This window comes from Nostoc sp. UIC 10630 (assembly GCF_010747425.1).
GTDB lineage: Bacteria > Cyanobacteriota > Cyanobacteriia > Cyanobacteriales > Nostocaceae > Nostoc.
In genome coordinates, this window is the sequence record NZ_JAAGOG010000097.1 from 16,879 (window position 1) to 29,457 (window position 12,579).

Annotated in this window: 12 protein-coding genes; 5 read left to right on the plus strand and 7 right to left on the minus strand. The window is 42.8% G+C overall.

All coding sequences use genetic code 11. The annotated features are described in order from the left end of the window. Nucleotides 1-100: 100 nt before the first annotated feature. Nucleotides 101-721 (minus strand): serine acetyltransferase, encoded by a 621-nt coding sequence (locus tag G1O98_RS21185; RefSeq protein ID WP_163931469.1) that lies wholly within the window; start codon nucleotides 719-721, stop codon nucleotides 101-103. A 245-nt stretch (nucleotides 722-966) separates the two neighbouring features. Further along, entirely contained in the window at nucleotides 967-2,199 is a 1,233-nt protein-coding gene (gene queA, locus G1O98_RS21190) for a tRNA preQ1(34) S-adenosylmethionine ribosyltransferase-isomerase QueA (RefSeq protein WP_163931494.1), read from the minus strand. A gap of 246 nt (nucleotides 2,200-2,445) precedes the next feature. Here queA and G1O98_RS21195 point away from each other — a divergent pair, with 246 nt between their 5' ends. Beyond that, on the plus strand, nucleotides 2,446-2,835 hold the full coding sequence (locus tag G1O98_RS21195; protein ID WP_069068139.1) for a hypothetical protein: 390 nt from the start codon (nucleotides 2,446-2,448) through the stop codon (nucleotides 2,833-2,835). A 63-nt stretch (nucleotides 2,836-2,898) separates the two neighbouring features. On the opposite strand, the gene G1O98_RS21200 is transcribed toward G1O98_RS21195, so the two are convergent. After that, nucleotides 2,899-3,441: a YraN family protein gene (locus G1O98_RS21200; protein ID WP_163931472.1), complete on the minus strand. Its 543-nt coding sequence runs from the start codon at nucleotides 3,439-3,441 to the stop codon at nucleotides 2,899-2,901. Nucleotides 3,442-3,464: 23 nt separating this feature from the next. On the opposite strand from G1O98_RS21200, the gene G1O98_RS21205 reads away from it, so the two are divergent. Then, a complete protein-coding gene (locus G1O98_RS21205) occupies nucleotides 3,465-4,061 on the plus strand; it encodes a pentapeptide repeat-containing protein (protein ID WP_228058227.1) in 597 nt (198 codons plus the stop codon). Between the two features lie 62 nt (nucleotides 4,062-4,123). Here the strand turns inward: G1O98_RS21205 and G1O98_RS21210 are convergent, their stop codons facing one another. Further along, nucleotides 4,124-4,549 (minus strand): hypothetical protein, encoded by a 426-nt coding sequence (locus G1O98_RS21210; protein ID WP_163931476.1) that lies wholly within the window; start codon nucleotides 4,547-4,549, stop codon nucleotides 4,124-4,126. Between the two features lie 254 nt (nucleotides 4,550-4,803). After that, complete coding sequence (locus G1O98_RS21215) at nucleotides 4,804-6,579, minus strand: N-acetylmuramoyl-L-alanine amidase (RefSeq protein ID WP_163931479.1); 1,776 nt, start codon at nucleotides 6,577-6,579, stop codon at nucleotides 4,804-4,806. An 84-nt stretch (nucleotides 6,580-6,663) separates the two neighbouring features. Between G1O98_RS21215 and G1O98_RS21220 the strand changes: the two genes are divergently transcribed. Next, nucleotides 6,664-8,301, plus strand: coding sequence for a CTP synthase (locus tag G1O98_RS21220; RefSeq protein ID WP_163931482.1), 1,638 nt, complete (start codon nucleotides 6,664-6,666; stop codon nucleotides 8,299-8,301). 124 nt (nucleotides 8,302-8,425) lie between these two features. Next, a complete protein-coding gene (locus G1O98_RS21225) occupies nucleotides 8,426-8,848 on the plus strand; it encodes a hypothetical protein (protein WP_114084087.1) in 423 nt (140 codons plus the stop codon). Between the two features lie 186 nt (nucleotides 8,849-9,034). Here G1O98_RS21225 and speB read toward each other — a convergent pair whose 3' ends face one another. Further along, nucleotides 9,035-10,078, minus strand: coding sequence for an agmatinase SpeB (gene speB / locus G1O98_RS21230; RefSeq protein WP_163931485.1), 1,044 nt, complete (start codon nucleotides 10,076-10,078; stop codon nucleotides 9,035-9,037). A 232-nt stretch (nucleotides 10,079-10,310) separates the two neighbouring features. Next, nucleotides 10,311-11,903: an NAD(P)/FAD-dependent oxidoreductase gene (locus tag G1O98_RS21235; RefSeq protein WP_163931488.1), complete on the minus strand. Its 1,593-nt coding sequence runs from the start codon at nucleotides 11,901-11,903 to the stop codon at nucleotides 10,311-10,313. 440 nt (nucleotides 11,904-12,343) lie between these two features. On the opposite strand from G1O98_RS21235, the gene G1O98_RS21240 reads away from it, so the two are divergent. Next, nucleotides 12,344-12,579, plus strand: a 236-nt coding sequence (locus G1O98_RS21240; protein ID WP_175586792.1) for a leucine-rich repeat domain-containing protein, incomplete at its 3' end; no start/stop codon positions are given.

Here is a 12,579-nt window from a genome sequence, read left to right on the forward strand (position 1 = left end):
ATCCGACTTTTGTAAAAACACCCTTCTCCTTGTTCAGTTGCTCTGCATACCGTAATTAGTGCGATATTCTATAGGTTTTATAATCTGTTAATAAACAAATTTAAATCAACTGCTCTTTTACTTTCACGCCATCTCTCTTGATTATATAAGCTGGAACACCGACAACAACACAATTACTGGGAACATCTTTGACTACAACTGCATTTGCTCCTACTATCACATTATCATTTATAGTGACGTTGCCAATCACTTTTGCACCTGAACTTATGATTACATTGTTGCCAATTGTCGGAAAATTATTTTTACTGCTGTATCCTATTGTCACCTGTTGATTAATCCAGCAATTATCACCAATGCTTCTTGCATTTACTATAGTACTAAAGCCATGTTGAATAAATAGTCCAGAACCAATATTATCGCAATATAAAAATAGACTTGGACATTCTTTATAAAAGAATTTTATAATATGCATCAGTACCAATCCTAGAAAGTTACCTTTTTTAATTCTGTAATAGTAAAGACTTCTGAATTCGGGATATTTATAAAGCAAATATAGCAAGTTAACCCAGTCAGAAGTATCAACTAGCTCAACTATCTTTGACCATCGTCTTACATCCACAAGAATCACTTCTTTCTTTGTAGTGACGAGAAACAATATGAGCATCGGAGCATTCATTATCTGGATGATAGTTTTGACCAATTTTATTATGAAGTCACGCATAAAATTACTCCTATAGGAATCCGGTTTGATTACTTAACGTATTTGCGTAGGTAGGTAGGGAATCTGACTTTTCACAGCATCTGGAAAACCTCTCTCTAAATCTCTCTCCTATTAGGAGAGAGACTTTGAATTTCCCCCTTCCCGCATCGGGAAGGGGGTTAGGGGGTTAGGTTTTTCGTGGACTTTTCCACATAACGTGCAAAGTCAGGTAGGGAATAGGTAACAGGGAACAGGGAACATTGCCCTCATGCTTGACTCAGAACTCTTATGGCTTCCGGCAAAATTAGCATAGCATCACCAAAGGAATAGAAACGATACTCAAAAGCGATCGCTTCGTTGTATATATTCAATAGCCGTTGTCTGCCAATTAGCGCACTTACCAACATCAGCAAACTGGAACGTGGTAGGTGAAAATTGGTAATCAAACCATCCACTACCCGCCATTGGTAGCCGGGATAAATAAACAAGTCTGTTTTACCGCAAAATGGTTGTAAATTCCCAGATTTAGCCGCCCCTTCCAAAGCCCTTACTGCCGTTGTTCCCACAGCAATAATTCGACCGCCAGCAGCTTTAGTGGCGCGAATTTGCTCTACTGTGGCGGCGGGAACTTCAATCCATTCTTCATGCATCTGGTGGGTAGTTACATCTTCCACTTCCACAGGGCGAAAAGTGCCGACACCAACGTGTAGCGTGACAAAAGCTTGATTGATATTGCGATCGCGCAGCTTTTGTAATAATTCTGGAGTAAAGTGTAATCCTGCCGTCGGTGCTGCGATCGCTCCTGGCTGTTCGGCATAAACTGTCTGATACTGCTCATCAGCAGCTGAGGAGGTAGTAATGTAGGGTGGTAGCGGTACTTCACCAAATACCTCTAACAATTGCACCAAAGGCTTTCCTTCTGGCACATCAAATTGCAACAAACGCCCCCCAGTTGCTGCATCTGTTTCTAAAACTGTAGCCGTGAGTTTGGGACTGGGAACTGGGGACTGGGGACTAGGGACTAGGGAAGAATCTTCCCAATCCCCAATCTCTAATCCCCAACCCCCAGTCCCCGCTTGCTTTGCTTCAAAAATAATCTTCGTTCCCTGTTTGAAGCTTTTTCCTGGCTTAACTAAAGCTAACCAACAGTTATACTGCCGTTCTTCCAACAGCAACACCTGGATTTTAGCACCAGTGGTTTTATGACCATAAAGCCGAGCTGGAATAACTCTTGTATTGTTCATGACCAACAAATCACCAGAGCGTAGCAGTGCAGGCAAATCATGGAAAATATGGTGAGATGCTTCTGTTTCAGTGCCTGTAGTGGGAGAATTAACTACCAGTAACCGGGAACTATCTCTAGGAACTGCTGGGTTTTGGGCAATGAGTTCTGGAGGTAGTGTGTAGTCATAGCCTGCTACCGAGCAATCTAATTCAAAATTTTTTTCTTTGGGGCTAGATGTATCTTTCAACTTGGCTTGTACTAGTTTTTGCTTTATTTAGTATTTATACTCTCTGACAAAAAGCTGTTTTTAGCTTTCCCTTATATTGGAACTTTAAGGCATCTTTGCCCAATTTTGTCGCGAGGCTATAAGATTGTTACTATTAAGTAACACGGAAAAATTAACATAAAAACTGGGTAAACCTCCCCATCTAAAAACGGGGGCTTTTACCCTACCGGGAACAGGCACTGATTGACGAATATAGATATGTAGGATTGGCTTTGATCCCAAGCACCAACAAACATGGAATACTTGTACTATCTGGCGAATGCCAGTCTAACCCTGAGGGTCGTTCAACACCTGCACGCTAGACCCCAGACACCAGTTTCGTTCGTCACCGTAATTCATCAAATTGATGGCTGGGTGGTTAGGATCAAACTCAGAGGTCAAGTCTCGCCCCAAGAAGATGGCGACTTTCGGGCTTTTCTAAATGAATTAGGAATTAGCTATGAGCCACCAATGAGGGTGCAAATGGCACTTTGGAGTTTAGAAGCGGGACAATGCCCTGTGGACGTGATGCGTCGCTATCAGGTAGCGATCGTTTCTCATGGTAGTCCAGAGAGAGACGAAATCGAAGCTTTCCGGCAACAGTTTGTCAGGGGCTTAGGCTACTGTCCAGAAACTTTGGCGTAATACCGTTTGGTTGTAACGCCAGTACATAATTATTGGTAATTAAGATATTTTATCCATTACCAATTAACCATTATCAATTGAAGAGTCGAAAGCTGCCAGAATGTATTCTTGCAGCTTAAACTTATATTCGGCTGTTGATGAAGTAGCAAGAGCTTCCTGAGTTGCGATAACCGCAGTCTGATTTTTTGATATCCTTTGACAGTAGACAATAGCAACATCAAATCGGCAAGAATAATCCGCCTTTTCAGGGTACTGGGCTAAGAATATTCCAGCTGTCCGTGAGATTTTTGCTTGCTTTTGTGGGGTGATGGCGCTTCTTCCCCCTGCATCCCAATTCCCTGAACTGCGGGTTTTGACTTCAACAAATGCCAATAATGAGTGCTGAGTGCTGTTAGCGGTAGCGGGGTGTTTAGCCCGTAAGGAGTGTTGAGTATGGAGTTTTTCCCCAGTTTGTCCATGATGTTGAGCAATAATATCGATTTCTCCATAACGGCTAGAAAAGCGACGATGCAGAATTATCCAACCTGTAGATTGCAACCATTGGGCAACTAGGTCTTCTCCTAAATGACCAATATCTGGATAATGAGATGGAGGAAGTTTAGCCATTGACGAAAAATATCATAAATTCTATGAATTCTAGATTAAGCGATGCCTGCGGCGGGCTATGCCTACGCACAGCAGGTTCTAAACTCGACTCATCCCGAACACAATTCGGGTTGAAGCGTCAGACAGACTATCACTTTTGGACAAATATACTCAGCTTATTCTTGTGGGGAATAATTGGCATCACCGCAACGCTCGGTTTTGCTCCAACAGCTTTGGCACTCGAATATAATAAAGAGATTTTGGTCGAGGCTGATTTTTCAGGACGTGATTTAACAGATTCCAGCTTTACCAAAGCTAATCTTCGCCAGAGCAACTTCAGCCATGCTAATTTGAACGGTGTCAGTTTCTTTGCAGCAAATTTGGAGTCTGCAAATTTAGAGGCAGCTGACTTGAGAAATTCCACTTTAGACTCGGCTCGTTTAGTTAGGGCAAATTTGACAAATGCACTGTTAGAGGGTGCTTTTGCTGCTAACGCCAGATTTGATGGCGCAATCATTGACGGGGCAGATTTTACCGATACGCTGCTGCGTTCGGATGAGCAAAAAAAATTGTGCAAACTTGCCAAAGGGACTAATCCAACCACAGGACGAGATACGCGTGACACGTTGTTTTGTCCTTAGTATTTTCTACTGGAATTGGGAATGGAGAATGGGGCATTGGGCATGGGGCATTCCCTACTAACCTACCAACCAAGGGCCCCAATCTTTTGACAAACAATTTTCATTCCTTTGCCTGGTGAAGAATTGGCGACAAAAGGTATTTCTCCTTTCTCCTTATCCTCTTGAAGTAGCTGTCCCTCTGAACTGTAAATGGCAATGTGATTCCGAAAAAGCCGCGATTCGGAACATGATGCATCAAATGTAGTCTCGAAGATGCCATCTCCGTACATACCGTAAAGTTTGTACGTTGTACCCTTAATAGTTTTTGTATCTAAAGCTACGCTGTTCCCTAATTTATCATGCCCCACAGTAATATATCTTTGTGCATCTTGGGCGATCGCTGAGTCAACGCCTTCAGCGATCGCTGCGCCAACACCTCCGGCGATCGCACTACCATTGCTCAATAAGATAGCGATCGCTCCTACCATACCGCCGATTTTAAAATACATACGGTTTCAAAATATAAGATTTGATATATTTTTACCCGCAATCAAAGTTGTTCTGGCATGGTAGAAGCACTGAAAAGTTAAATCGCTGACAACTTTCACGAAGTTGGCGATCTGAATACGGCGAATTTTCACAAATCTAGGACTTATGCAAATAATAGCCAAAACTTTGTAGGGGCAATTCATGAATTGCCTCTACAATCTTTCGTTTGGCATAAGAAATAAAATTGCTATAGCTCGTAAGTTTAACTCCCGATCTATCGAACACTCCGAAACCACTCAGTAATCCCCTGAGCGATCGCATCAGCCATTTTCTTCTGTTCTTTTGGGTTCACTACCTGCTCAAATTCATCGGGATTGCTCATAAAACCCAATTCCAGTAACACCGATGGCGCAGCTGCTGGGCGTGTCAGCGCTAGGTTGTCCCAAAACACACCATAAGAAGGTTTGCCGAGTTTTTTAACAACATAGGTCTGTAAAAATATTGCCAGGCTGTGGGCTTGGGGTTGATACCAAAAAGCGGCGAATCCCTTGGTTTTTTCAGCATCACCGTCATCGGGTAAGGAGTTATGATGTATGGAAATAGCGATCGCAGGTTCTTCTTTACTAATAATTGCCTGACGTTCTGCTAGAGAAACTTCCTTATCGTCCTCCCGCGTCATCACTACCGTTGCTCCTCGCTTCACCAAATCGTCCCGCAGCAACTTAGATACCACCAAATTCACATCTTTTTCTAAATATCCAGTTGGGCCACTGGCACCAGATTCTTTACCGCCATGCCCTGGATCGAGTACAATCTTGAGATTAGCTAAAGGCTTGCGTCTTGTGTTCCCAATATTAGGCGGATGACGCAAAGCCAAAACCAGGGTTGTACCGTCGTATCTCAGCTTATATCCCCACTGTTGAGCTTTTTTGAGGTTAAAGGTGTATTTTACTTGTTCTGGAGCCTCCTGTTGCCAATCTAGCCGAGAAATTAGAGGGTCATCATCCAGGCGAATAATGTCCGTTTGGGCAGTAGTATTGTAGAGAGTGAGAGCGAGAGCTTTCTCACTTTGTTGTACGCTCACAGGTACGGGAACTTGTAAGGGGAAAAATATCTCTGTCGCACCAGGGAGTTGACGGTATCCGACACTGCGAATTATTGTTTGTGGCGGAATTGCACCAGGTAGAATGCGAGTTTCCTGACTATTAATCCAAGCGCCATAGTCTAGGCGCAACCATTCACCTTCCTTACCTGTTACTGTTGCGCGTGTGCCTTTAGGCAGTGGTGTGAGTCGAGAATAATCGGTGCTTGGACCAGTGCGAGCAACGCCTGACTCTACTGTAACCTCAGAAACCGGCAACTCTGCTCTTGAGAGGATTTGAATTTTACCAGTCCCTGGTTGAGTTATCGTCTTGCCATTGAGTGTTAGTTGAAACTGAGGTTTTCCCAGATCGGCGGCTGTTGCCACTGTAGTGCAACCTTTATAATTGCCTACGCTAGACTGGGCATAAGGCTGATTTTGCCCTGTCAGAGCTGCCAAATTACTTGGTAGTTGTGCCTGTTGAGGTTGAGGTAAAAGGGTAATCGTTTGATTAGCCAGGGTTACAGAGACATTGGCGTTAGGGGGTGCGACCCCTTCGGGAAGGTTCGCTAACGCGCTAAAACAAATTAGTTCTCCTGGTAGTCTGGCAATATCAGCGGCGGGAGTCAAGGAATCTTTAGCAAAGGCTACCCCCTGTGGTAGTTCAGGGCTAGTGTTAACCCTTATCACCTTAATCTTAAGTTCTTGATTCTGGCGACGCACAGTAAAAAGATTCTCTCCCAACTGCAAGGGAAAACTAGGGGAAAAATGACCAGCTTTGCTGCGGTTAATTGGCTTACTATTGATCAAAACCTCACCATCCGGTGGTGCAGTCCCCAGAAAAAAGATTTTTTGGGAACTCGTCTGGTAGTTTGTCTTGGGAAAAACGACTATAAGAGATGGCTCTGCCAATGCTACGGAGGATGTGAGAATACAGCCTAATATTACTAATCCTAAAAGGTTTTTCACAGCAAATCATAGAAGATTACACCACAATAACTGTGGCACAATGACGGGATGTATTTTTAGAAGTTGTTAGAAATTCAAACTACTATGACTAAGTTTATCTTCGTAACTGGAGGCGTAGTTTCCAGTATTGGTAAGGGCATTGTAGCAGCAAGTCTAGGGCGTTTGCTCAAGTCGCGCGGATATTCGGTGTCGATTCTCAAACTCGACCCTTATATCAATATCGATCCTGGCACAATGAGCCCTTTTCAGCATGGGGAAGTATTCGTTACCCAGGATGGTGCGGAGACAGATTTAGACTTGGGGCATTACGAACGCTTCACCGATACCTCAATGTCGCGCTTGAACTGTGTGACTACTGGCTCGATTTACCAGGCAGTCATTAATAAAGAGCGACGCGGAGACTACAATGGCGGCACTGTACAGGTTATTCCTCATATTACCAATGAAATAAAAGAGCGGATTCTGCGAGTTGCTAAAAGTACAAATCCGTCCGTAGTAATTACAGAAATTGGCGGGACGGTGGGAGATATTGAATCACTGCCGTTTTTGGAAGCGATTCGCCAGTTCCGCAAAGAGGTTGGGCGGCAACATGTACTGTATATGCATGTAACGTTGGTACCGTGGATTGCTTCTGCGGGTGAAATGAAAACTAAGCCAACACAGCATTCAGTTAAAGAACTCAGATCCATTGGTATTCAACCAGATATTTTAGTTTGTCGGAGCGATCGCCCATTACCAAAGGGATTAAAGCAAAAATTGTCGGGATTTTGCGATGTGCCCGAAGAATGCGTCATTACTTCTCAAGATGCCAAAAGTATCTATGAAGTACCCCTAAATCTGGAACGGGAAGGAATGGCAGAACAAGTGCTGAACTTGCTGCAAATGGAGCAACGCCAACCAGATTTAACGCAGTGGCAAACCTTGGTACAACGGTTACATACTCCCAAGCATGAGTTAGAAATTGCCATTGTCGGCAAATATGTGCAGTTAAGTGATGCCTATTTATCTGTAGTGGAAGCACTAAACCATGCTGCAATTTCCACTTATGGCAAACTGCGCCTGCGTTGGGTAAATTCAGAAGATTTGGAAAATCAATCAGCCGAAACTCATCTTGGCGGTGTCGATGGGGTAGTTGTGCCAGGAGGTTTTGGGGTTCGGGGAGTGGATGGCAAAATTGCCGCTATTAAATACGCACGCGATCGCCAAATTCCCTTTTTGGGTTTATGCCTGGGAATGCAATGCTCTGTAATTGAATGGGCTAGGAACATAGGGGGATTAACAGATGCTAATAGTGCTGAATTTGACCCTCATACAACGAATCCGGTAATTAATTTATTGCCAGGACAGCAGGAAGTTGTGGATTTAGGGGGTACAATGCGCTTGGGGCTATATCCTTGTCGTGTTCTTCCTGATACATTGGCTTTCAAGCTTTATCAAGAAGATGTAATTTATGAACGACATAGACATCGCTATGAGTTCAATAATGCTTACCGCGATCTCTTATTAAAGTCCGGCTATGTGATCAGTGGGACTTCTCCTGATGGACAGTTAGTTGAAATTGTGGAATTACCCAAGCACCCATTCTTTCTGGCTTGCCAATTTCATCCAGAATTTCAATCGCGTCCTAGTAGCCCTCATCCTTTATTTAAAGGGTTTATTCAAGCTGCGATCGCTCTTTCTTTGTCAACTTCAGGTACACCAACACCATTGGAGGTTTCTTAACAATTCATAATTCAAACAAATTAATTTGATTTTGAATTGGTACACAGCAACAAAAACTTAAGGCTTCAGTAGACTTGGACATACAGGGTGCATCATTCGTAAATTTCGGACTTGAGGAGATGTTGTGGCGTACTGGGTGAAAATCCTTTACGAGAGGAGAGAATATGTAGTGAATTTTGAACGTGTCCATGCTTTTTGTTATGAAGTGAATGGCAGGGTTACTTTTTGGCTACCCGATAGTGCCATTCCAATAGTCATTAATCCACAAAGTAACCTAGAAGATTATCAAAAGATTCTCGATTATTTAGAATGTGTGACAAGTTTAGAATTAGATCATGCCCACTGGGTGAAAATCCTTTACGAAAAAAATGAATATGTAATTAATCTCAACTGCATCAGTTCCTTTTGTCATGAACCTAATGGCAGGATAACTTTCTGGTTGCCAGATGGCACTATCCCCATCATCATTAATCCTGTGAGTAATCCCGAATCATATCAAAAAGTTGTGCAATACGTTCACAAAGCAACGGGCTATTCTTTATCTTAAAATTTTTAGATAGTAGAGCAAGGTTATTCAAAAAATTTTAGATTGACTCCAGCAATCAAGTCAGGGGCTTATTATTTAATTTTAAGTTTTCGACTTTCCTGGGGAACGCTACGCGAAAAGTGTGAAGATAGCTCGACTGAGCGATCGCAGAACGTCTCAGTCGAACGATTTTAGTAACTCAACGAATTACGAATTCTGTTTGGACAAATCCATCAAATTTGCCAGCTTGTAAACTACCCGCGCTCCAACATTACCATCCCACTCGGCATCACCGACTTCGCAAATATCAAAGCCAATAATTTTTCTACCACTTTTGACTAATTCCCGGAACAGAAAAAATGTTTGCTCTAATTCCAATCCACCTGGAACAGGAGTACCTGTACTTGGGCAAAGTTTTGGATCTAGACCATCGACATCAAAGCTAATGTAAACATACTCAGGTAAATGACTGATAATTTCTTGGCATAAATCAAGCCAAGTTGTTCCAGAGTAAAGCTTTTGTTTAATGGCTGGGTCGTAATAGGCAATAATGCGACGATCAGATTGGTCAATCATTTGCACTTCATCATGACTAATATCACGCAAACCCACTTGCACTAGCTTGGAAATTTGCGGTATTTTCATCGCATTAAACATAATCGACGCATGGGAAAACTCAAATCCCTCATAAGCATCGCGTAAATCTGCGTGGGCATCAATGTGCAAAATGCCATAGTTGGCGTAGTTAGCTGCTAATGCTTGGAAATAACCTAACGGCGAACTGTGATCTCCACCAATAACTGCGACTCCCTTACCCTTGTTAATTGCTTCTTGGCAATTTTCAAACAGCCATTGATTTACCTGTTCCCCAGCCTGATTAATTTCTGTGAGGACAGATGTTAAATCTGGTGTATCCGAGAGTTCTTTACCTTGGGCTAATCGCTCAATAATTTTTGCTGCCAAGGCGCGGTAGTATGTATTCTTCTCTAAGATATCTTGGGGAATTTCCACCATAAAAATTCCCTGCTTCCAACCATTAGGGTTATCAAAATCGAATAAATCTAGTTGAGTTGAAGCATCAAGAATACGCTGAGGGCCATTAGCTGTGCCTGCGCCATAAGAAACAGTGACTTCCCACGGCACACCAAAGACAATCAGGTTTGCAGACTCATAATCGCAGGGCAAACCTAAGAGGTTGCCATTTATTTCACCTACGCCGCTAGGATTGTAGTCTTGTAGTTGATTACTCATCGATTATCTTCTGGATTTACGTGGATAGACAGCACGCCGCCTAGTGCAATACTGCGTAAATTAAGGTGCATAGTCATTGGAGATCCCCCTTAATCCCCCTTAAAAAGGGGGAAAATAAGGCATTCTTAGCCCCCCTTTTTAAGGGGGGTTGGGGGGATCGACTCAAAACCTACGCAGTATTGCCGCCTAGTGGACATCTGCATTCTAATCAAAATTTTTCATAGGCGGTAAACTACAGTGCCTCTATTACTTGGTCGAAATTGCGGCAATACATCTGTTGGCTGTAGTCTTCCCACTCTTTATCTGACGAGTGGGGCGATCGCTTTAATGTTGCTTCTTGGACGTATGCCATCAATGGGCGACGAAGACACTCATATTTCTCGAAAGCTTTGGCTATAGCTTGCAGATCGTTCCAGTTATTCTCCTCAGCAATTTTAGCGATGAGTGTTGTAACTATTAGCGCATCTTCCAATCCTTGATTAGCTCCTTGAGCCATGAAAGGAGGCATTCCATGTGCGGCATCGCCAACTAAGACGATTCGCCCTACACTCCAGGCTGGTGGAATTTTGGCAGGATTAGCTTCAGGATTGAGGTCAGTTGGGTTAGAAATTTGTAGAGAATCGGAAATGGTAGCGTGGTGAATGTAGTATGGACGCTGCTGCATATTGGCAGGAGGAGACAGACGCACTAATTGCTTGAGCGCATCAGGAAACCCTGCTTTTTCCAACTCCTGCAAAGCTAAATCAATTAAAGAACTTTCTGACTTTTCTTGCAACGATTCTAAAGGCAAAGCAAGATGTATTATGTACCCTAGTTCACCAGTTGGTCTGTAATATAAGATTATCCGAATGTTATTTATACAAACAGAATTTCCAGATTTTTCATCGTTAGTGATTGTTACAAGTGTTGAGCCTTGAAAAAAATCTTCTTCTAGTTTTGTCCATAATTCCTTTGGAACTTCAGCTATTTCTCTACAAAATATAGCTGCAAACCCAGAGTATTCAGGTCGGGCAAAATCATGATATTGAGTATCTGTGTAAAGCAGCCTACGAACTGTAGAATTAATCCCATCTGCTGCAACAATTAGTTTCGCTCTAATGGATTTTGTTGCTGATTCTTGGGGGAGAATATCTGAGTTTTGGGACAGAGGATCGTTATCTTTCTGCCCATCTATCCAATAGGCATAAGGGTTGGCTTCTATTCCTATATCACTTACACAATCTATGCGAACACAACCTTTTTCCGGCTCATTTACAACATTAATACAACGGTGATTAGCTTTAACTAGGTCTGGTGGAAGTAGCTGTCTGAGGGTTGTCTGCAAATTGTACCAAGAAATTGATACTCGACCCTCGCCATAATCTTTAAACCAGTCATCAAAACTAAGTGAATTCGACCGAATTATCTCGCCCTTTAAATTTTTGTAAACCCATTGTGGTGAAGACTTTGGAGGTTGTTGGTTTTGAGTAGATTCGACAGTTTCCTGGCCATTAGACTGTTTGGGATTCAATAAACCCAGTCCAGTTTTTTTAACTTCTTCGTAAGCGTTAGGATCTAAATGTTTGAGAGCTTTTAATCCATTGGGAAGAAGATCCAATGTTTGTCCAATTTGACGAAAAGCGCGAGTTTGATCGATGACAAGGATATTTTCAATACCACGTTTACGTAAGCCAATGGCAGTTGCTAACCCAATCGGCCCAGCGCCAACCACTACAACATCGTAGATTTCTTGAGAGGTAGAAGAGGAGATAACAGATGCAGGTAAGGTATCAGCTTTGGTTGATCTGTTTGTAGGTGTATGAGGACTTGATTGAGTTTCTGGCATATTTATATATTGGATGGAAGCTGGGCAATGTGGAAAGCTATAGCCATCAAGTTACATAGGATGACACAACAATATTAAAATCAAATACAAAAAGCAAATATACCAGGCGATTAGAAATCGCGGCTATACAAACAAAGTCCACCTCCGTGGACTAATAGAAAATCAAGGGTTCCTTAACCCACGTTCGCGTAGCGTTCCGTTCGCGCAGCGTCCTGTAGGGAAAGAAAGGTGGGTTTTGTATTTCGACTCCGCTCAACACAAGTCTGTGTAGACGCGGTTTCTAACTGCCCTTTTAACTTGCGATGTCTACGACGAGCTACGCTAACGCACATTGCACTGATGCAATCCTTGATACAGGGTACATTATTAATTAGCTTAATTCCTCTGTTGCGCGTCTAAGCAGCAACTCGTCGTCAGGCATCGCCTCTATAAAACCCCAAATGACTAACGAAGAACTTCTGCAAATTATTGAACAAGCTGTCAAAGACGAGGTAACAGAATTAGACCTTTCTAACAAAGGCTTAACAACCCTGCCACCGAAAATTGGACAACTCACCAACTTGCAATCCCTCGACCTCAGCGAAAATCAACTGAGCAGTCTGCCACCGAAAATTGGACAACTCACCAACTTGCAATCCCTCGACCTCAGCGAAAATCAACTGAGCAGTCTGCCACC

Coding starts and splice junctions, on each gene's coding strand:
- G1O98_RS21185 (WP_163931469.1), bottom strand. CDS start 721: ATGCGTGACTTCATAATAAAATTGGTCAAAACTATCATCCAGATAATG.
- G1O98_RS21195 (WP_069068139.1), top strand. CDS start 2,446: ATGGAATACTTGTACTATCTGGCGAATGCCAGTCTAACCCTGAGGGTC.
- G1O98_RS21200 (WP_163931472.1), bottom strand. CDS start 3,441: ATGGCTAAACTTCCTCCATCTCATTATCCAGATATTGGTCATTTAGGA.
- G1O98_RS21205 (WP_228058227.1), top strand. CDS start 3,465: ATGAATTCTAGATTAAGCGATGCCTGCGGCGGGCTATGCCTACGCACA.
- G1O98_RS21210 (WP_163931476.1), bottom strand. CDS start 4,549: ATGTATTTTAAAATCGGCGGTATGGTAGGAGCGATCGCTATCTTATTG.
- G1O98_RS21220 (WP_163931482.1), top strand. CDS start 6,664: ATGACTAAGTTTATCTTCGTAACTGGAGGCGTAGTTTCCAGTATTGGT.
- speB (WP_163931485.1), bottom strand. CDS start 10,078: ATGAGTAATCAACTACAAGACTACAATCCTAGCGGCGTAGGTGAAATA.
- G1O98_RS21235 (WP_163931488.1), bottom strand. CDS start 11,903: ATGCCAGAAACTCAATCAAGTCCTCATACACCTACAAACAGATCAACC.